This is a genomic window from Phaeobacter sp. BS52, assembly GCF_045040595.1.
Lineage (GTDB): Bacteria > Pseudomonadota > Alphaproteobacteria > Rhodobacterales > Rhodobacteraceae > Phaeobacter > Phaeobacter piscinae.
Genome location: NZ_CP090662.1, coordinates 2,216,354 through 2,235,674, shown reverse-complemented (window position 1 = coordinate 2,235,674; position 19,321 = coordinate 2,216,354). Strand labels below are relative to the sequence as shown.

Annotated in this window: 17 protein-coding genes, 2 pseudogenes and 2 riboswitches; of the genes and pseudogenes, 12 read left to right on the top strand and 7 right to left on the bottom strand. The window is 62.2% G+C overall.

From position 1 onward, the window contains the following. Positions 1–22 precede the first annotated feature (22 nt). Positions 23–396 (bottom strand): annotated as a pseudogene (gene uraH, locus L0Z65_RS10860) (hydroxyisourate hydrolase). Positions 397–550: 154 nt separating this feature from the next. On the opposite strand from uraH, the gene puuE reads away from it, so the two are divergent. The 3 genes and pseudogenes from puuE to L0Z65_RS10845 all read left to right on the top strand — a co-directional run bounded on the left by puuE (position 551) and on the right by L0Z65_RS10845 (position 4,064). Further along, positions 551–1,966, top strand: a complete 1,416-nt coding sequence (puuE, locus tag L0Z65_RS10855; RefSeq protein ID WP_405107507.1) for an allantoinase PuuE — start codon at positions 551–553, stop codon at positions 1,964–1,966. Between the two features lie 43 nt (positions 1,967–2,009). Beyond that, positions 2,010–2,495: an ureidoglycolate lyase gene (locus L0Z65_RS10850; RefSeq protein WP_405107504.1), complete on the top strand. Its 486-nt coding sequence runs from the start codon at positions 2,010–2,012 to the stop codon at positions 2,493–2,495. Between the two features lie 140 nt (positions 2,496–2,635). Beyond that, positions 2,636–4,064, top strand: a pseudogene (locus L0Z65_RS10845) (uracil-xanthine permease family protein). A 106-nt stretch (positions 4,065–4,170) separates the two neighbouring features. Here the strand turns inward: L0Z65_RS10845 and L0Z65_RS10840 are convergent. The 4 genes from L0Z65_RS10840 to L0Z65_RS10825 all read right to left on the bottom strand — a co-directional run bounded on the left by L0Z65_RS10840 (position 4,171) and on the right by L0Z65_RS10825 (position 7,699). Beyond that, positions 4,171–5,232: a type I glyceraldehyde-3-phosphate dehydrogenase gene (locus L0Z65_RS10840; protein ID WP_405107501.1), complete on the bottom strand. Its 1,062-nt coding sequence runs from the start codon at positions 5,230–5,232 to the stop codon at positions 4,171–4,173. A gap of 48 nt (positions 5,233–5,280) precedes the next feature. Next, entirely contained in the window at positions 5,281–5,631 is a 351-nt protein-coding gene (locus L0Z65_RS10835) for a hypothetical protein (protein WP_405107498.1), read from the bottom strand. A gap of 273 nt (positions 5,632–5,904) precedes the next feature. Beyond that, positions 5,905–6,735: a bifunctional allantoicase/(S)-ureidoglycine aminohydrolase gene (locus L0Z65_RS10830; protein ID WP_405107495.1), complete on the bottom strand. Its 831-nt coding sequence runs from the start codon at positions 6,733–6,735 to the stop codon at positions 5,905–5,907. A gap of 193 nt (positions 6,736–6,928) precedes the next feature. Continuing rightward, positions 6,929–7,699, bottom strand: a complete 771-nt coding sequence (locus L0Z65_RS10825; RefSeq protein ID WP_096870639.1) for an IclR family transcriptional regulator C-terminal domain-containing protein — start codon at positions 7,697–7,699, stop codon at positions 6,929–6,931. A 402-nt stretch (positions 7,700–8,101) separates the two neighbouring features. Between L0Z65_RS10825 and L0Z65_RS10820 the strand changes: the two genes are divergently transcribed. From L0Z65_RS10820 to queF, 9 genes are all read left to right on the top strand, one after another. Then, on the top strand, positions 8,102–9,553 hold the full coding sequence (locus L0Z65_RS10820) for a glutamine synthetase family protein (protein WP_405107492.1): 1,452 nt from the start codon (positions 8,102–8,104) through the stop codon (positions 9,551–9,553). Positions 9,554–9,676: 123 nt separating this feature from the next. After that, positions 9,677–9,782: riboswitch (glycine riboswitch) on the top strand. A gap of 1 nt (position 9,783) precedes the next feature. Next, positions 9,784–9,852: riboswitch (glycine riboswitch) on the top strand. A 102-nt stretch (positions 9,853–9,954) separates the two neighbouring features. Then, entirely contained in the window at positions 9,955–10,161 is a 207-nt protein-coding gene (locus L0Z65_RS10815; protein WP_405107489.1) for a hypothetical protein, read from the top strand. A 30-nt stretch (positions 10,162–10,191) separates the two neighbouring features. Then, positions 10,192–10,554: a glycine cleavage system protein GcvH gene (gene gcvH / locus L0Z65_RS10810; RefSeq protein WP_024098303.1), complete on the top strand. Its 363-nt coding sequence runs from the start codon at positions 10,192–10,194 to the stop codon at positions 10,552–10,554. Between the two features lie 141 nt (positions 10,555–10,695). Next, positions 10,696–13,545 carry an aminomethyl-transferring glycine dehydrogenase gene (gene gcvP / locus L0Z65_RS10805; RefSeq protein ID WP_405107485.1) on the top strand — a complete coding sequence of 950 codons (2,850 nt, stop codon included), beginning with the start codon at positions 10,696–10,698 and terminating at the stop codon, positions 13,543–13,545. Between the two features lie 145 nt (positions 13,546–13,690). Further along, positions 13,691–14,929, top strand: coding sequence for an acyl-CoA dehydrogenase family protein (locus tag L0Z65_RS10800; protein ID WP_405107482.1), 1,239 nt, complete (start codon positions 13,691–13,693; stop codon positions 14,927–14,929). Between the two features lie 263 nt (positions 14,930–15,192). Then, positions 15,193–15,891, top strand: coding sequence for a 7-cyano-7-deazaguanine synthase QueC (gene queC, locus L0Z65_RS10795; RefSeq protein WP_405107479.1), 699 nt, complete (start codon positions 15,193–15,195; stop codon positions 15,889–15,891). Beyond that, the gene (gene queD, locus L0Z65_RS10790) at positions 15,891–16,244 is read left to right on the top strand and encodes a 6-carboxytetrahydropterin synthase QueD (protein ID WP_102897590.1); all 354 of its coding nucleotides are present in this window, start codon (positions 15,891–15,893) and stop codon (positions 16,242–16,244) included. The genes queC and queD overlap by 1 nt, the downstream gene beginning before the upstream one ends. Next, complete coding sequence (queE, locus tag L0Z65_RS10785) at positions 16,241–17,038, top strand: 7-carboxy-7-deazaguanine synthase QueE (protein WP_405107475.1); 798 nt, start codon at positions 16,241–16,243, stop codon at positions 17,036–17,038. Before queD ends, queE begins: the two co-directional genes overlap by 4 nt. Positions 17,039–17,063: 25 nt before the next feature. After that, positions 17,064–17,528 carry a preQ(1) synthase gene (queF, locus tag L0Z65_RS10780; protein ID WP_040180360.1) on the top strand — a complete coding sequence of 155 codons (465 nt, stop codon included), beginning with the start codon at positions 17,064–17,066 and terminating at the stop codon, positions 17,526–17,528. A gap of 46 nt (positions 17,529–17,574) precedes the next feature. Here queF and L0Z65_RS10775 read toward each other — a convergent pair whose 3' ends face one another. Next, positions 17,575–18,279: a hypothetical protein gene (locus tag L0Z65_RS10775; protein WP_405107472.1), complete on the bottom strand. Its 705-nt coding sequence runs from the start codon at positions 18,277–18,279 to the stop codon at positions 17,575–17,577. A gap of 140 nt (positions 18,280–18,419) precedes the next feature. Beyond that, on the bottom strand, positions 18,420–19,196 hold the full coding sequence (truA, locus tag L0Z65_RS10770) for a tRNA pseudouridine(38-40) synthase TruA (protein ID WP_405107469.1): 777 nt from the start codon (positions 19,194–19,196) through the stop codon (positions 18,420–18,422). Between the last annotated feature and the right edge of the window lie 125 nt (positions 19,197–19,321).

Here is a 19,321-nt window from a genome sequence, read left to right as displayed (position 1 = left end):
CCGCGCCAGGGCGCGGCGGCGTTCAGCTGCCGCGGTAGGTGGAATATCCAAACGGCGACAACAGCAGGGGCACATGGTAGTGCGCGCTGTCATCCGTGATGCCAAAACGAATGGGAACTTCATCCAGAAACAGCACCTCACCTGAGGCCTGCCCGCTGGCCCGCAGATACTGCATGCGGCCTCAAACACCAGCTCATAGCTGCCGGTCACAAAATCTTTCTTTGGCAGGATCGGGCTGTCGGTGCGCCCGTCAGCGTTGGTCAGCATGCTGGCCAGCTCCGTCCGTCCGCGCCCGTCCAGCCGGTAGAGCCGGATCGGCAACCCCGCCGCCGGGCAGCCCCGCGCGGTGTCCAGCACATGTGTGGTGAGATAGCCGGGCTCGGTCCGTGTGGTCATTCTGTATCCTCCTGCTGTCGCGCTACCTCTGCCCGATGGGGCCGGGGGCTGCAAACCTGTGAGATCTGATAGTGTATTCGGGAATATTTGAAAAATCGCGATGATCTTCTGCCATATTAATGACTGACAGTCGTTTGCAAAGAGGCCCCCGGCAATGAACAGATATCCCCGCAACATGATCGGATATGGCGCGACGCCGCCCGATGCAGCCTGGCCAGGCAAGGCCAAGGTCGCGGTGCAGTTTGTGCTGAACTTTGAGGAGGGCGGCGAGAACAATATCCTGCACGGCGATGCGGGGTCGGAGGCGTTTCTGTCCGATATCGCCGGTGCGGCGCCCTGGCCGGGACAGCGACATTGGAACATGGAATCGATCTACGACTATGGGGCGCGGGTCGGCTTCTGGCGGCTGCACCGCATGTTCACTGCTGCGGATATTCCCGTCACCATTTACGGCGTGGCCAGCGCCCTGGCGCGGGCACCTGAACAGGTCGCCGCGATGAAGGCCGCCGATTGGGAAATCGCTTCCCACGGGTTGAAATGGGTCGAACACAAGGACATGGCCGAAGAGGAGGAGCGCGCCGCGATTGCCGAGGCGATCCGCCTGCATACGGAGGTTGTCGGCGCGCGGCCGCGCGGCTGGTACACCGGGCGCTGCAGCGAAAATACCGTGCGTCTGGTGGCTGAAGAGGGTGGCTTTGACTACGTGTCCGACACCTATGATGACGATCTGCCCTACTGGCTGGAAGTGGGCGCGCGGGATCAGCTGATCATCCCCTACACGCTGGAAGCCAACGATATGCGTTTTGCCACGGCGCCGGGTTACATCACGGGGGAGCAGTTCTATCAGTATCTGAAGGACGCTTTTGACCTTCTTTACGCCGAGGGCGAAGCGGGCGCGCCCAAGATGATGTCGGTCGGGCTGCATTGCCGTCTCATCGGCCGCCCGGGCAAGGCGGCGGGGCTGAAGCGGTTCATCGATTATATCCAGGGCTTTGACGGCGTGTGGTGTCCGCGCCGCGTTGATGTCGCCGACCATTGGGCCAAAACCCATCCGCATCAGCGTCGCGAGCGACCCAGCCAGATGACCCGCGCACGATTTGTCGAGGCGTATGGCGGTATTTTCGAACATTCGCCGTGGATCGCCGAACGGGCCCATGATCTGGAGCTGGGGCCCGCGCATGATCGTGCGATGGGGCTGCATAATGCGCTCTGTCGGATGTTCCGCTCCGCCAGCGAGGAGGAGCGGCTGGGCGTGCTGACCGCGCACCCGGATCTGGCGGGTAAACTGGCCGCTGCCAAGCGCCTCACCGCCGAAAGCACGAATGAACAGGCCTCCGCCGGGCTGGATGCGCTGACGGACACGGAACGCACACGGTTTACGCAACTGAACACGGCCTATGTGGAAAAACACGGCTTTCCCTTCATTATTGCAGTGCGCGACCATGATAAGGCGTCGATTTTGGCCGCCTTTGAGCGGCGTATCAGCCATGATCGGGCCTGCGAATTCGCCGAAGCCTGCCTACAGGTCGAACGTATCGCGGAATTCCGGCTGAAGGATCTGCTGCCATGATCTGCCCATCGTCCTTTGGGTGCCCAATATGCGGGGACCCGCGATGAAAACCGTTGAAATCCAACCCATCAGCGCTGAGGGATTTGGCCCCTTCGGGGATCTTGTCGATTGCAGCGGGGCACCGGACAAGATCATCAATCAGGGGCTCTGTGGGCGATACCATGACCGCGCGCAACTGGACTTCAGCACCGGCCATGCGGGGCTGAGCCTGTTCAACGCTGAACCGCGCGCGCTGCCGATGCCTTTGTTGATGGTGGAACGTCACCCGGAGGGCAGTCAGGCCTTCATCCCGATGAGTGAGACCGGATTTCTGGTCATCGTCGCGCCGGACACGGGCGGCGCACCGGGGGAGCCGCTGGCCTTTGAAACGCGGCCCGGCCAGGTCATCAACTTCCATCGGGGCACCTGGCACGGGGTGTTGACGCCGCTGACCGCACCGGGGCTGTTTGCCGTGGTGGACCGGATCGGCGACGGGGCCAATCTGGAAGAGTATTGGTTCGACAGCCCCTATCAGGTGATCCGACCGTAACCATACAAACAAAGGCGCAGCGCCCCACCGGGTCTTGCGCCTTTTTCTTTCCCATAAGGCACCCCGCCAAACGAGAGTGCTGACACACCGCAAACCAAGACGGACCAACAGACCGCATATCAACAGAGAGGGACAAATCCATGGCCGACGGCTCAATCGGAACGCCAGCCCAGCTGCGCGATCCCAACTACACCCCACCGCTGGCAAAGGCGGTGCCTCTGGGCATCCAGCACGTGCTGGCGATGTTCGTATCAAACGTCACCCCTGCCATCATCGTCGCCGGGGCGGCGGGATTTGGATTTGGCTCGAACTCTCCGGATTTTCCAGAGCTGTTGTATTTGATCCAGATGTCGATGCTGTTTGCCGGGGTGGCGACGCTGCTGCAGACGCTGACCCTTGGGCCGGTCGGCGCGGCGCTGCCGATTGTGCAGGGCACCAGCTTTGCCTTTCTGCCGATCATGATTCCGCTGGTCGCGGGCAAGGGGGTTGACGCGCTGGCCGCCCTGTTTGGCGGCGTGCTGATCGGCGGGCTGTTCCATGCGGTATTGGGCCTTTTCATCGGGCGCATCCGCTTTGCTCTGCCGCCGCTGGTCACCGGACTGGTGGTCACGATGATCGGTCTCGCGCTGGTCAAGGTCGGGATCCAATACGCGGCTGAGCGGCGTGCCTGCGATTGGCACTCCGGAATATGGCTCGCTGCTGAACTGGTCAGCGGCGCTGGTGGTGATCATCGTCACCTTGGGGCTGAAATTCTTCGCCCGTGGGATGCTGTCGATCTCGGCGGTGCTGCTGGGGCTGATCGTGGGCTACCTCTATGCGATGATGATGGGGATGGTCACGGTTGAGGCGATCGGTAACAGCTGGTCGCGCGCCAGCGCCTTTGCCCTGCCGGTGCCATTCAAATACGGGATCGAGTTTTCCGCAGCAGCGATCCTTGGCTTTTGCCTCATGGCGCTGGTCTCGGCGGTGGAAACCGTCGGGGACGTCAGCGGCATCGCCCGTGGGGGTGCAGGCCGGGAAGCCACGGATAAGGAAATCGCCGGGGCGACCTATGCCGATGGTTTCGGCTCTGCGCTGGCAGGTGTGTTTGGCGGCCTGCCCAATACGTCCTTCAGCCAGAACGTTGGCCTGATCGCCATGACCGGCGTGATGAGCCGCCATGTCGTGACGATTGGTGCGCTGTTCCTGATCCTCTGCGGGCTGGTGCCCAAGGTCGGCGCGATCATTCGCACCATTCCGATTGAGGTGCTGGGCGGCGGCGTCATTGTCATGTTCGGCATGGTGGTGGCCGCCGGGATTTCGATGCTGTCGGATGTGGACTGGAACCGCCGCAACATGGTGATCTTTGCGATCTCGCTCTCGATTGGTCTTGGCTTGCAGCTGGAGCCGGGTGCGGTGCAGCATCTGCCGGACACGCTGCGGATCCTGATGACCTCTGGCCTGCTGCCCGCGGCGCTGATCGCCATTGTCCTGAACCTGGTGCTGCCACATGAGCTTGCCAGCGAATCCACGGAAGAGGTTTCCGGCGGCCTTTCCGGTCAGGGCCGGGGCAGCCTGCCGGGGGAATAACGCTACCGGCCTAAGTCAGAACAGAAAATCGGGGCCGCAGCAGATTTGCGCGGCCCTCATTTTTTGCGGAGAAGATACCAAACCGCGTCTGGCAGGGCTTTGCCTGTTATGCGTCCCCAGCCATCAGCCGGGCCATATCCAGCATCCGCGCGGAAAAGCCCCATTCATTGTCGTACCAGCCAAACATCCGCAGCTGATGGGCGCCCGTCACCCGTGTTTCCGGTCCGGCGATGACCAGCGATTCCGGGCGTGCCCGCAGGTCTGAGGAGACCAGCGGTTGATCGGTCCAGCCCAGCACGGGCGCGGCCTCGACGGCGGCGCGCAACATGTCGGCAATCTGATCGCCCTGCATCGGGCGCTCTGTCTGCACCACCAGATCCACGGCGGAGACGCTGGCGGTCGGGGCCCGTACCGCAGCGCCGCTGATCCGCCCCGCCAGATGCGGCAGAACCTCGTCAATCAGATGGGTCGCGGAGGTCGTGGTCGGCACCATCGAGAGCGCGCCACCTCGCGAGCGGGCAAAATCCCCTCGCGGCGCATCGACCATCGGCTGGGAATTCGTATAGCAGTGGATCGTGGTCATATGGGCGCTGTTGATGCCCAGCTCCGCGTCCAGCAGTTTGACCAGCGGGGCCAGCCCATTGGTGGTGCAGGAGGCATTGGAGATGATCCTGCCATCCCCCAGCTCCGCCTCATTTGCGCCCAGAACAACCGTGCGCTCGGCTGCGGGGGAGGGGCCGGAGATCAGCACCTTGCGCGCCCCGGCAGAGAGGCCACGCCCCGCCACATCCGAGGTCCGTGCGATGCCGGTGCATTCCAGCACCACGTCAACACCCGACAGGTCCAGCGTGCTGAGATCCGCGCTCTGGTGAAAGCGGATCACGCGGTCGGCAATGCACAGACTGTCGCCGTCGATCACCACCGGATCGGGGTAGGGCCCAAAGGTGCTGTCGTATTGAAACAGATAGGCGCACATGTCCAAAGGCGCGATATCGTTGATGCAAACCAGCTCTATCCCGGCGCCGCGCGGCGTGGTCAGGATCTGGCGCAGAATAGCGCGGCCGATACGGCCGAATCCGTTGATTGCAAGTTTCATGGCCAAGCTATGACAGGGCGCGGCATCCGGCTCAATCCGCAACAGCGGCAATCGGCCCTCCGTTTCGGTCACATTTTCCCGCGCGGTGTTTCAAGCGGCTGCTGTCTGTCTGATCGCGGCTTAACGACAGACCAGATCCGCGAAATATGTCCCGTTGATCGAACGCACCATGCTGTCGATCCGCGCGCGGCACCCGGTGGCTGCGTAGAACGCACGGACGGCTTGTTTGGCGCTCAGAACCGCAGGTGGGCGCAGCGGGTCAAGCTCTGCATTCTGGCGCTGCGCCATGTAACGCCCGGAGCTGAGACGACCGCCTTCGCTTTGTTGTTCAGCCACCGGGGCAACATGCCAGCTGCGGCCCAGCACCTGAACCACGCTTACCTGCGCCGCGGGATCTGATCCGGCACCGGCTGCGGTCGGCAGGGTCAGCAAGGCAGGGCCAAGGGCGGCTGCCAGCGCGAGACTACACACGCGCCGTGCGGTATGTGTGCGTAGGTATCCGGGCCTTGTTTGGGCAGGCGCGACACGGGGCGCCGGTACTCTGCGATGACTGCCCGAATACGCCAGCAGGGTCGTTAACCCCAGAGCCAAGGCAGTGAACGCAACTGTGAACGCGGCAGATATGATCGACATGGGCGCAGGCTCCGTCAGGGCGGGCCGAGGTCGGCCCGCGTGCAGGGGGTTGGCTACTCCTGACACCTTAACGGTGCTGCGCGTTCTGGCAATGGCCACGCGTGCCCTTGGTTAGCGCGGGGGGCTCAGCGGCATATGCCGGTTGACGTCTTTGTAGAGCAAATAGCGGAACCGTCCCGGACCGCCCGCGTAGCAGGCTTGCGGGCAGAAGGCGCGCAACCACATGAAGTCACCGGCCTCCACCTCGACCCAATCCTGGTTAAGGCGATAGACCGCCTTGCCCTCCAGCACATACAGCCCGTGTTCCATCACATGGGTCTCTGGGAACGGAATGACGCCACCGGGTTCGAAGGTGACGATGGTGACATGCATATCATGGGACATGTCCGCCGGATCGACAAAGCGGGTGGTGGCCCAGCGGCCTTCGGTGTCCGGCATCACTGTTGGGGCAATGTCGCGCTCATTGGTGATCAGTGGTGCGGGCCTCTCGACACCCGGCGCCGCCTCCCAGCGTTTGCGGATCCAGTGAAACCCGGCCACGCTGTTGCTGCTGTTGTGCAGGGTCCAGCCCGCACCCGCCGGAATATAGGCATAGCCGCCCGGCGTCAGAATATGCTGCGCCCCGTCAAGGGTCAGACTAACCTCGCCCTCCGTCACGAACAGCACGGATTGTGCGGCGCTGTCATGTTCGGGCGCGTCGGACCCGCCACCGGGCTGCAGTTCGACAATATATTGCGAGAACGTCTCGGCAAAGCCGCTGAGCGGGCGGGCGATGACCCACATCCGCATGCCCTGCCAACCTGGCAGATAGGAGGTGGTGATATCGCGCATCGTGCCCTTGGGGATGACTGCATAGGCATCGGTGAACATGGCGCGGTCGGTCAGCAACTGCTCCTGACCGGGATGGCCTCCCTGAGGGGTGTAATAACGCGGCGCGGTCATCGGCGGTCCTTTCGTGATGCTTGCTGCATTTATGCGGACTCGCAGGGGGCGCTCCAAGGGGGGCGCTGCGGATAACATCCTTCGCGAAATTTTGAATATCGGGCTGCGAGGCGGCAGCCGACAGCCGTGATGGCGCATATAGGGCAGGGGGAGCGAAGCCGCACCTGCGCGGCTCCGTCAGGGTTATATCTGCTCAGAGATCAGCCAACGCCTGGCTCTGGCGCAGTTCAGCGGCGCAAAGTTGCAATGCCCGCAACGACAGTTCTGTATCCTGCGCCGGGTTCACCCCGCGCGGGGAGGAGCTGCCAACAACAATCGGCCGCTGCTCCGGGCGCGACACGGGCACCGCATAGCCGATAATGCCGGTCTCAAACTCGCTGTCTGTCACCGCATAACCCCGCTGTCGCGCCGTCGTGACCCGCTCTAGGATCTGCTCCGGTTCGGTCAGCGATTGTTCGGTATGGCGGGGCATATCCGCTGTTGCCAGTGTCTCAGCGGCGGCGTCTGCCGACAAACAGCCCAGCAGCATCCGGCCCAGACTGGTGTGAACCAGCGGGATATGGGCCCCGGCCGTGAATCCGTAGGTGACCGGCGCATGTTCAACCGTGGACTGCGCCAGCAGCAGCACACGCCCCTGATCCAGCGTTGCAAGGGTGATCTCAGCACCCAGACTGCGCGCATGACGGTTGAGCACCGGCTGCACCTTGCGGCCAAATTGATTGGCCTGAAGAAACCCGCCCGACAGCGCCAGCACCTGTGGCGTCAGCGACAGCACACGGCCCTGCTGACGCAGATACCCCGCCTGCACAAGCGTCAGCGCCCCGCGCCGCGCGGTGGCGCGGTCCTGGCCGGTGCGTCGGGCAATATCGGCCAGTGTCAGCGTCGGCGTTGCAGCATCAAATGCAGCCAGAACAGCCAGCCCCTTGGCAAAGCTGGAGGAAATATTTCGGTCTTGTTCACTCATTGTCTATTCCACAAATACGCGGCAGCGCGCCCCTCCGGTCACCGAAACATGCACTCAAACAGGCTCACTGCGCTGCCTCTGGGCCTATAGCGCGACCGCCAGTGGACCTGCGCCATGATCGGCGTGTTTCTGATGCTCCTGTTTTCGCCACTCTGGGTAGTATGTTTATTCCGGTCTTCAGCTACATGCGGAAATCCCTGCCAAATGTGCAGTTTTTCCGTTTGGCTCCTGATAAGAGACTGGACCTGAACTAGTTTTTTAGTTCAAGCTTAAATTATCCAGTTGCATAACAAAAGCGGTGCAGCAGGTGGGCAATAGCTGACACTGGACGCAACGTCACAAATGACGGCGGTTCAGCAGCAGTGCCCGGAGGCGTGAACAGGAAGAAGGCCGGATCACAAGATGACAACATCGCTCAACAGGGGCGCGCTGGCGCGCAACGGACTGCTTTCGGACCAGGCCTGCCACGATGCGGAGGCGGTATTGGCGCAATGCGAGGCCGCACGGGTGGAAACTGTGCGGGTGCTGTTTGCCGATCAACACGGCATTCTGCGTGGCAAGACCTTGGTTGCTGCTGGTCTGCGGTCGCTGTTCGAGCAGGGGATCGCGGTGCCCTCAACGCTGCTGCTGAAAGACACCGCGCATCGCACTGTCTTCCCGGTGTGGAGCGAAAACCCGGAGGAGGTGGTGACACCGATGCAGGGTGCCAGTGACGTTCTGCTGGTGCCGCGTCCTGAGACCTTTCGGGTGCTGCCCTGGTCGCCGCATTCGGCTTGGATCTTCTGTCATGTGGCCTTTCACGACGGCGCAACCGTGCCCTTCGGCTCAGCCCATGTGTTGGAGCACGCGGTGGCAACGCTGGCGGAGCAGGGGCTTCAGACGGTGGTCGGGCTGGAGGTTGAGTTTCAGATTTTTGAGCGGGTCGACCCTGCGCTGGGCCACGCCCAGCAGGGCATGCCGGGGGCACCTGTTGAGACGCGCAACCTCATCCAGGGGTATCAGTATCTGACCGAAACCCGCTACGCTGAGGCCGAGGGCATTCTGGATGCCCTGCGGCGTCATGCGCAGGCGCTGGGCCTGCCAGTGCGGACCGTGGAAATCGAGATGGGGCCGAGCCAGTTCGAGTTCACCTTTGACCCCGCTGACCCGATGACGCAGGCCGACGCCATGGTGATGTTTCGTACCATGGCCAAGGAGGTCTGCGCTGCCAACGGGTTGCACGCCAGTTTCATGGCCAAGCCCCGGCAGGATCATGCCATGGCCAACGGCTGGCATATCCATCAATCGCTGATCGACACCCAGAGCGGGCGCAACCTCTTCATGCCGGAGGTCGCGGGCGCGCTGACCGCCGAAGCCAGCGGTTGGATTGCAGGATTGCTCACCCATGCGGAGGCCGCCTCAATTCTGGTGGCGCCAACCGTGAACAGCTACAAACGCTATCTGCCCTATCAATTGGCCCCCAATCGGGTGCAATGGGGGGAAGACAACCGTGGCGCGATGCTGCGGGGGCTTATGCGGCCCGGTGATCCCACCAGCCGGATCGAAAACCGCGCGCCAGACAGCACCGCCAACCCGTATTTTGCACTGGCCGCCCAGATTATCGCGGGCAGTGAGGGGCTGATGGCGGGCAGGCAGGCGCAAGCCCCGACCGCGTCGCCCTATTCTGATGACGCGGAGAAGCTGCCGCGCTCGTTGGGTCAGGCCTTGCAGGCCTTCTCCTCATCGGAGCTGTTTCGCAGCGCGCTGGGGGAGGATGTGGTCGACTATCTCACCCATCTGAAGGAGGTCGAGTGGGCCCGCTATCTGGATACCGTTAGCGAATGGGAGCAGGCCGAATATTTCAATCTTTACTGATACTTATTCGCCCTCATCTCCCATCGCTTGATGCCTGTCGGATTCGGCGATGCCACCTGTCGGAAATGCCACCAGATGGCGGCATTGCAGCTTGAAGAGAAACGATATTATTGCTAGCGTATACAGGCGTATGCGGGAGAACCAGCGCGGTGGCAATTGACCGCCGACTTTGGTGCCGAAGGAGCAACCGCCCCGGAAACTCTCAGGCCACAGGGACCGCAGGCGCAACACACTCTGGAGAGACCCTGACCACATCGGGGCGCCGAAGGGATAACGATCTCAGGCAAAGGGACAGAGGGGGCATCACATCGTGCAGGCATGGCCTGCGCGTACGATTTGATGCCGGGACCATGCCACCACAACGGATCGGACCGGCCCTGAAACGCATGGGATGGATCGGCATGGCTGCTGAGACTTCGGGACAACCAGACATCTCCCGCGCTGATGTGCGCGGGATCCCCGGCGCTGGCCAGCCTTGCGTCGACCTGCCCTGCGGCGACCTGTTCGGTCGGGACGGGGCAGAGGCCGCCGATATCACCCCCATGATGCCGCAGATCACCACCACCAAACCGCGACCGTCCAACCGGGCGGGCCGCCGCAGACGCTGACGCCAGCGCCACCTCCAAAGGAAGAGACCGATGAAATTTACCGAAGAACACGAATGGCTGCTGCCGGAAGGCGACGATCTGATCACAGTGGGCATCACCAGCCACGCAGCCGAGCAGCTGGGTGATGTCGTGTTTGTGGAGCTGCCCGAGGTCGGTACCGAAGTGTCCAAGGATGATGAGATCGTGGTGATCGAATCCGTCAAGGCCGCCTCCGATATTCTGGCGCCGCTGGACGGTGAGATCGTCGAGGTGAATGAGGCGCTGGCCGACAACCCTGGCAAGATCAACGAGGATCCGCAGGGCGATGCCTGGTTCTTCAAGATCAAACCCTCCGATCTGTCGCCGATGGACGATTACATGGATGAAGCCGGGTACAAGGACTTCATCGGTTGATCCTTCCACCCCGCCTGCGCCTCTTGCGCGGCGGGGTTTTTTGATCGCTGTTCCCGCATAGATCGCGGCAACCAGCCGCAAGATCGGGCCTGCCCGCAGCCTCCTGCTGCCTTAACCTCCTGTTGCTGAAGAGGGCGACATATGTCTTTTGAACCCACGGATTATCTGCCGTACGACTTTGCCAACCGCCGCCACATCGGCCCGTCACCCGAGGAAATGGATGACATGCTTGCCGTGGTCGGCGTCAAGAGCCTGGACGCGCTGATCGACGACACCGTGCCCGCCACCATCCGTCAGGCCGCCGCGCTGGAGTTTGGCCGCCCCCTATCCGAACGTGAGCTGCTGCATCACATGCGTGAGGTCGCGGGTAAGAACGTTCTGAAGACCTCGCTTATTGGTCAGGGCTACCACGGCACCGTGACCCCGCCCGCCATCCAGCGCAACATTCTGGAAAACCCGGCCTGGTACACGGCCTACACGCCCTATCAGCCCGAAATCTCGCAGGGCCGTCTTGAGGCGCTGCTGAACTTCCAGACCATGATTTCAGACCTCACCGGTCTGGAAATCGCCAATGCTTCGCTTCTGGATGAGGCGACAGCCTGCGCCGAGGCGATGACGGTGGCGCAGCGGGTCTCCAAATCAAAGGCAAAGGCGTTTTTTGTCGACCGCGACTGCCACCCGCAGAACATCGCCGTGATCCAGACCCGCGCCGCGCCGCTGGGCATCGAGGTGATTGTCGGCAACCCGGATAAGCTGGACGCCTCGGCGGTCTTTGGCGCGCTGTTCCAATATCCCGGCACCTACGGCCATGTGCGCGATTTTACCGATCACATCGCCCAGCTGCACGCGCATAAGGCCATCGGCGTTGTCGCGGCAGATCCGCTGTCGCTGACCCTGCTGAAGGAGCCGGGCGCGATGGGCGCCGACATCGCTGTCGGCTCGACCCAGCGCTTTGGCGTGCCGGTTGGCGCCGGTGGTCCGCATGCGGCCTATATGGCCACCAAGGATGCCTATAAACGCGCGATCCCGGGCCGCATCGTCGGCGTGTCGGTCGATGCCCATGGCAACCGCGCCTATCGCCTGTCGCTGCAAACCCGCGAACAGCACATCCGCCGGGAGAAGGCGACCTCCAACGTCTGTACCGCGCAGGCCTTGCTGGCGGTAATGGCCTCTATGTATGCGGTCTTCCATGGCCCCAAGGGTCTGAAAGCCATCGCACAACGCATCCACCGCAAAACTGTCCGTCTGGCCAAGGGGCTGGAGGACGCGGGCTTCAAGGTGGATCCCAGATCCTTCTTCGACACGATCACCGTGGATGTTGGCCCCTTGCAGGAGGCGGTGCTGAAATCCGCCGTGGACGAGGGGCTGAACCTGCGCCGGGTTGGCGAAACCCGCGTTGGCATCACCCTGGATGAGGTGACCCGCTCTGAGACCATCGAAGCGGTCTGGCGCGCCTTTGGCATCCGCCGCGGCGACGATGATTTCACGCCTGAGTACCGCGTGCCGGAGAACATGCACCGCACATCCGATTACCTGACGCATCCGATTTTCCACATGAACCGGGCCGAGACAGAGATGATGCGCTACATGCGTCGCCTCGCGGATCGCGATCTGGCGCTGGACCGTGCGATGATCCCGCTAGGCTCCTGCACGATGAAGCTCAACGCCGCGGCAGAAATGATGCCGCTCAGCTGGCCGGAATTTGCCAATATCCACCCCTTTGCGCCTGAGGATCAGATGCAGGGCTACGCCGAGATGGTCAGCGACCTGTCAGAGAAACTGTGCCAGATCACCGGCTATGACGCGATTTCCATGCAGCCGAACTCTGGCGCGCAGGGCGAATATGCGGGCCTTCTGTCCATCGCGGCCTATCACCGCGCCAACGGGCAGGGCCATCGCAACATCTGTCTGATCCCGATGTCCGCCCATGGTACCAACCCGGCCTCTGCCCAGATGGTGGGGTGGAAAGTTGTGGTGGTGAAATCCGCCGAAAACGGCGATATCGACCTCGATGATTTTCGTGAAAAGGCGGAGAAACACGCCGAAAACCTTGCAGGCTGCATGATCACCTACCCCTCGACCCATGGCGTGTTTGAGGAAACCGTGCATGAGGTCTGCCAGATCACCCATGATCACGGCGGTCAGGTCTACATCGATGGCGCCAATATGAACGCGATGGTGGGTCTGTCGCGTCCCGGTGATCTGGGCGGCGATGTGAGCCACCTGAACCTGCATAAGACCTTTGCTATCCCGCATGGTGGCGGCGGCCCCGGCATGGGCCCGATTGGGGTGAAGGCCCATTTGCAGCCACATCTGCCCGGCCACCCGGAGACCGGCGGGGAGGAAGGCCCGGTTTCGGCCGCGCCCTTCGGCTCTGCCTCCATCTTAACCATCAGCTGGGCCTATTGCCTGATGATGGGCGGTGCGGGTCTGACCCAGGCGACGAAGGTGGCGATCCTCAATGCCAACTACATCGCCAAGCGGCTCGAAGGGGCATATGACGTGCTCTATAAGGGGCCCACGGGCCGCGTCGCGCATGAGTGCATTCTGGACACCCGCCCGTTTGAGGCCAGCGCCAATGTCACCGTGGATGATGTGGCCAAACGCCTGATCGACAGCGGTTTTCACGCACCAACCATGTCCTGGCCCGTTGCTGGTACTCTGATGGTGGAACCCACCGAGTCTGAGACCAAGGCAGAACTGGACCGGTTCTGCGAGGCCATGCTGTCGATCCGCGAGGAAATCCGCGCGGTAGAGGCAGGCGAAATGAACGCGGAGAATAACGCGCTGAAAAACGCCCCTCACACGATGGAAGACCTCGTGAAAGACTGGGATCGCCCCTATTCCCGCGAACAGGGCTGCTTCCCTCCGGGCGCGTTCCGGGTCGACAAATACTGGCCGCCAGTGAACCGTGTCGACAACGCCTACGGCGACCGCCATCTGGTCTGCACCTGTCCGCCGATGGAGGACTACGCAGAGGCGGCTGAATAAACCACTTGCAGACGGGCCCTTCGGGGCCCGTTTTCTCGTGCCCCGCTGCGGTGATCCTCCCGTGACGTCCCGTCACGCGGCTGGACAGCGCCGCAATCCGCGCGCCATGCTGCAGTCAAACGAAACAATCAAATGAGGCGCCGGGATGGACATGAACTTGGGAATGCGGAGCGAAAACCGCGCGCTTCTGGACCGGGTGGCGGTGATGATCCGCGACGAGATCATGCCGATGGAGGCCGCGTATCACGCCGAAATCGGCAAGGGCGACCGCTGGCAATACACTGACCGGCAGGCCGAAATCCTTGAAGGCCTGAAAGCCAAGGCGAAGGCGCAGGGTCTGTGGAATTTCTGGCTCACCGACAGCGACAAGGGCTTTGGCCTCTCCACCGTGGAATACGCCTATTTCGCTGAGGAAATGGGTAAGACGCCGTTGGGGGCAGAGGTCTTCAACTGCTCCGCGCCGGATACCGGCAATATGGAGGTGTTCGAACGCTACGGCACCGAGGCGATGAAACAGCAATGGCTGGCGCCGCTCCTGCAGGGAGAGATCCGCTCGGCCTATCTGATGACTGAGCCGGATGTCGCCAGCTCTGACGCCACCAATATCTCCATGTCCTGCGTGCGTGATGGCGATGATTATGTGCTGAACGGCGAAAAATGGTGGGCCTCCGGTGCCGGGGATCCGCGCTGCAAGGTCTATATCGTCATGGTGCGTACTGGCGGCGACAACCTGCCCAAACACAAGCGCCAGTCAATGATCGTGGTGCCTGCGGATGCGCCGGGGATCGAGGTGCTGCGCCCGATGGAGGTCTACGGCCACGATGACGCCCCCCACGGGCATATGCATATCCGCTTTTCGAATGTGCGTATTCCGGCAGATCATATGCTGCTGGGAGAGGGGCGCGGGTTCGAGATCGCGCAGGGCCGCCTTGGGCCGGGCCGCATTCACCACTGTATGCGCGCCATTGGTCAGGCCGAAAGCGCGCTGGAGCAGCTCTGCCGCCGCTCACTGCGCCGCGAGGCCTTTGGCAAGCCGCTGGCCCAGCTGGGCGCCAACTACGACATCATCGCCGAATGCCGGATGGAGATCGAAATGGCGCGTCTCCTCTGCCTCAAGGCGGCGTGGTATATGGATCAGGGGGACGCCCGCGCTGCCGCGCCCTGGATCAGCCAGATCAAGGTGGTCGCCCCCCGCGTCGCGCTGAAGGTGATCGACGAGGCGGTGCAGATGCACGGCGGGCAGGGCATCAGCCAGGACACGCCGCTGGCCCAGGCCTGGACCCATGTGCGGACCCTGCGCCTTGCCGATGGTCCGGACGCCGTCCACCGCAGGCAGGTCGCGCGGGCTGAGCTAAAGGCCTACAGTCAGGAAAATCTCGGTTAACGGTCTGCCCCGGCCCCTTGCGGAGTGCTGGGAAAACGGACGTCCAAAAACCACTCTCAGGCGCTCTCCACTCGGAGGGCGCTTTTTGTATTTTGGCTAATAGTCTGAAATGAAATTAAAAAATACGTCACGCCAAAGTCGATCACCGCAGATCCTGACGTGGCGGAAATTTTCTGTGGATATCTTGCCGTGGTTAACGGCAGTCGCTATACGCACGCCTTCCGGTCGCAGCCTACCCGGATATCAAAACAAGGACTGAAAACTTGAAAACACTTGTCATCTGCTCGGGCGGGCTCGATTCCGTGTCCCTTGCCCATATTCTTGCTGCCCAAGGGCAGCTCTCGCGTTTGGTGTCGTTCGACTATGGACAGCGTCATCGCAAGGAACTCGATTACGCCGCCGCCTGTGGGCAACGGCTTGGGGTTCCGCATGAGATCATCGACATGCGTTCGATCGGCGCCGCGCTCAGCGGTTCTGCATTGACCGATGATATCGATGTGCCGGACGGGCACTACGCCGAAGAGACCATGAAGGTCACGGTTGTGCCAAACCGCAATGCCATCATGCTGACCATTGCCTACGGGATTGCCGCCGCCAAGGGCGATACGGCCGTGGCAACGGCGGTGCATGGCGGCGATCACTTTATCTACCCGGACTGTCGCCCGGCGTTCACCGATGCCTTCGACGCGATGCAGCGCATGGCGCTGGATGGGTATGCCGATGTGTCGCTGGTGACGCCTTTTGTGCATCGCTCCAAAGGGGACATCGTTGCCGACGGCGCGGCGGTAAACACCCCCTTTGCCGAGACATGGTCCTGCTACAAAGGCGGCGAACATCATTGCGGGCGCTGTGGCACCTGCGTTGAACGCCGTGAGGCCTTTGATCTGGCGGGGGTCGTGGATCCCACAGTCTACGCTGACCCGGATTTCTGGCGCACCGCCATCAAAGAGGGGGGCGCATAATGTTCCGGATCACCAAGGAATTCCACTTCTCCGCATCGCATCAGCTGACGCATCTGCCAGCAGATCACCAATGTGCCCGGCTGCATGGGCACAACTACATTGTGGTGATTGAACTGGCGGGCGCTGAGCTGAACAGCGATGGGTTTGTGCGGGATTATCACGAGCTGGCACCGCTGAAGAACTACATCGACGGCAGCTTTGATCACCGCCATCTGAATGATGTGATGGAAGGCCCCTCCACCGCAGAAAACATGGCGCGCCATTTCTATGACTGGTGTGCCGCCCGCTGGCCGGAAACCGCCGCGGTGCGGGTATCAGAGACGCCTAAGACCTGGGCGGAATACCGACCATGACCGAGGTTCTGATACCGCGCGCCGAGCGCGCGACCGGGGACACATCCCCTCCTGCGCATAGGCAAGGGGCCAGCCGTTCGGCGCCGACCACGCTGCGTATCGCGGAGATCTTTGGCCCGACCATTCAGGGCGAAGGGGCGCTGATCGGTGAACCCACCGTATTTGTCCGCGCGGGCGGCTGTGACTATCGCTGCAGCTGGTGCGACAGCCTGCATGCGGTGGACAGCCGCTTCCGCGACACCTGGGCACCGATGGCCACGGATGAGGTCTGGCAGGAGGTGTCCCGCCTCAGCGGTGGCCAGCCACTGACGGTCTCGCTCTCAGGTGGCAACCCGGCAATCCAGAACTTCGCGCCGCTGATCGCTTTGGGCAAGGAGGCAGGCTATCGCTTCGCCTGCGAGACACAAGGCTCCATCAGCCAGCCTTGGTTTGCGGCCCTCGATACCCTTGTGCTCAGCCCAAAACCCCCCTCCAGCGGTCACCGCGTGGACTGGCAGAAATTCGACCACTGTCTGTTGGCTGCCAGGGGCTGCGCTCAGATCGTGCTGAAAATCGTGATCTTCGATGACTGCGATTACGATTGGGCCAAGGCGGTGGCACATCGCTACCCTGACCTGCCGCTCTACCTGCAACCTGGCAACCCGGAGGTCGACCCCGAGACCCCGGTGGATCTGACCGCCGCCACCGAACGGCTGCATTGGCTGATTGAAAAAGTAACCGCCGACCGCTGGTTTGTCCCCCGTGTGCTGCCGCAGTTGCATGTGCTGGTCTGGGGCAACAAACGTGGCGTCTGAACGCGTGGAGTGAGGAGACAACAAAATGACTGATGATATCTACAAAGACCTGAAACAACTGGGCGGGGCCACGGTGATGCCCGCAAGCCCCGAAGACGCCGAGCTGGAGCGGGTGCCCAATCCACAAGCTGATGTGGCTTACAACATACGCTTCACCGCGCCGGAATTCACATCGCTCTGCCCGATGACGGGCCAGCCCGATTTTGCCCATCTGGTGATCGACTACGTGCCGGGCAAATGGCTGGTGGAGAGCAAATCGCTGAAGCTGTTCCTGGGGTCATTCCGTAACCACGGCGCATTCCACGAGGATTGCACGGTGTCGATTGCGCGCCGTCTGGCCGATTTTCTTGAACCACAGTGGTTGCGCATCGGCGGCTACTGGTACCCGCGTGGTGGTATCCCGATTGATGTGTTCTGGCAGACCGGCCCGCTACCCGAAGGGGTCTGGATCCCAGACCAAGGGGTGCCCCCATACCGCGGTCGCGGCTGACCCAGTGCCACAGATGCCACAGGCGTAGTATCCCAAGATCAGGCCGTCAGGCCTGATTTTCACGTGGCCCCAGCAGCGGATCCCGCATCATTGCAGCGGCGTCAATATCGGCACTATCGGCGCCCAGCAGATTGCCGCGATGGCGATTGAAATAAAGGTCAATCCGGCTGTAAAGCGTATTGCGGCGCATTTCCAGACAACGCAGGAGCGCCTTGCGCGCATAATCCAGTAGCTCGTCCTTCTGGTTCTCCAGATGATGCAGTTCCGCCGCGCGCTCCGGCTCTGGCTCGGAACCGGTAGGTCCAGAACCGGTAGACCCATTGGCCGATATCTGATCCGCAACATCCTCAGCGTCCGCAGGGGTCAGCGGCGGCGCGGACGACAGCTCTGGTGACAGCATGAAGTGGCAGCCCAGCAAGACGACCTGACCGGGTGTGACGGTGATCGGATCGATATAGGTCAGGCATTCGAAGGGGCGCCCATGGGCATCATAGTTCCACAGGGTGCGCGCGATGCTGTCGAAGCCATCGCGAGCGACTTTCAGCTCGCTGAGCGTGCTTTGCATCACCGCGGGTCCGTCAAACAGCGGGCAGGGGCGGTCGATCACATCCTCAGCCTTATACCCGGTCGCCTTCTCAAAGGCTGGGTTGACGAAGGACAGTTCCAGCTCTTCCGCTTGTGGGTTGATCAGCGACAGTGGCAACGTGGAATACCGCAGCAGGCTGCCCAGAAGATCCATTTCCTTGTTCATGTCGCCGCCTGCCTGTTCTGGACCCAAATCTGGAAAGAAAACGCACGCATCCGCGAATGGTTCCCCGAAATCGAAGAAAAAATTCGTGCGTCTGGTCCGGACCCGTCCGGTGCGTTCAAACGTCGTTCAATTTGGGGGGATTATTGCGCAATCCCAAAGGGATCGTCAGGGTATCCGACGCGCGCCAGATAGAGCCCGTGACCGGGGCAGACCGGCCCGCAGGCGGCGCGATCCTCGGCTTCTAGCGCGGTTTTCACATCCTCGGGCGCCCAGGCTCCCGCGCCGACCCGCTCCAGCGTGCCGACAAAGCTGCGCACCTGATTGTGCAGGAAGGACCGCGCGCGCACATGAAAATGGATTTCCGGCCCGGAAAAACCCTGAACCCGCTCAACCCGCAATTCGTCCAGTGTCTTCAGCGGGCTGGCCGCCTGACAGATCGACGACCGAAAGGTGGTGAAATCATGCTGACCAATCAGATGATTGGCCGCTTCCTGCATCGCGTCGGCGTCCAGATCATGATTGAGCTGCCAGACCTGTCCGGCCTCATGGGTTGCCGGGGCGCGCCGGATCAGGATGCGAAACAGATACTGCCGCTCAACCGCAGAAAATCGCGCGTGCCAGTCTCCCTCCACACGGGCGCAATCGACAATCGCCACGGGCGCGGGTTTCAGGTGGAAATTCAACGCCTCGGACAGGCGGAACGGATCCCATTCCTTCACCATGTCACAATGCGCAACCTGACCCAGACCATGCACGCCGGTGTCCGTGCGCCCCGCCGCCGCAATCGTATGCGGGCCGGGTTCCAGCCGCGCAAGCGCATCCTCGATCGCCCCCTGTACGGAGGGCTGATCTTTCTGGCGCTGCCACCCGGCGAAGGGCGCGCCGTTATATTCGACTTTCAGAGCAAAACGCGGCATGGCGGGCAAGTAACGCGGCCGGGGCTGGGGCACAAGTCCCTGCCACTACTGCGCCGGGGTGGTATCACGCCCCGCCAACCCCTATCTTGGTCAAATTGAACAAGGATCCGGTCCAACGCAGGGGC

Bases quoted from the DNA above. Each gene is read 5' to 3' on its own strand.
- L0Z65_RS10830 (WP_405107495.1), bottom strand. From the start codon at position 6,735: ATGACCGCGCCGCGTTATTACACCCCTCAGGGAGGCCATCCCGGTCAG.
- queE (WP_405107475.1), top strand. From the start codon at position 16,241: ATGACCGAGGTTCTGATACCGCGCGCCGAGCGCGCGACCGGGGACACA.
- gcvP (WP_405107485.1), top strand. From the start codon at position 10,696: ATGTCTTTTGAACCCACGGATTATCTGCCGTACGACTTTGCCAACCGC.
- L0Z65_RS10800 (WP_405107482.1), top strand. From the start codon at position 13,691: ATGGACATGAACTTGGGAATGCGGAGCGAAAACCGCGCGCTTCTGGAC.
- queF (WP_040180360.1), top strand. From the start codon at position 17,064: ATGACTGATGATATCTACAAAGACCTGAAACAACTGGGCGGGGCCACG.
- truA (WP_405107469.1), bottom strand. From the start codon at position 19,196: ATGCCGCGTTTTGCTCTGAAAGTCGAATATAACGGCGCGCCCTTCGCC.
- queD (WP_102897590.1), top strand. From the start codon at position 15,891: ATGTTCCGGATCACCAAGGAATTCCACTTCTCCGCATCGCATCAGCTG.
- L0Z65_RS10825 (WP_096870639.1), bottom strand. From the start codon at position 7,699: ATGAGTGAACAAGACCGAAATATTTCCTCCAGCTTTGCCAAGGGGCTG.
- L0Z65_RS10850 (WP_405107504.1), top strand. From the start codon at position 2,010: ATGAAAACCGTTGAAATCCAACCCATCAGCGCTGAGGGATTTGGCCCC.
- L0Z65_RS10815 (WP_405107489.1), top strand. From the start codon at position 9,955: ATGGCTGCTGAGACTTCGGGACAACCAGACATCTCCCGCGCTGATGTG.
- L0Z65_RS10820 (WP_405107492.1), top strand. From the start codon at position 8,102: ATGACAACATCGCTCAACAGGGGCGCGCTGGCGCGCAACGGACTGCTT.
- gcvH (WP_024098303.1), top strand. From the start codon at position 10,192: ATGAAATTTACCGAAGAACACGAATGGCTGCTGCCGGAAGGCGACGAT.
- puuE (WP_405107507.1), top strand. From the start codon at position 551: ATGAACAGATATCCCCGCAACATGATCGGATATGGCGCGACGCCGCCC.
- L0Z65_RS10775 (WP_405107472.1), bottom strand. From the start codon at position 18,279: ATGAACAAGGAAATGGATCTTCTGGGCAGCCTGCTGCGGTATTCCACG.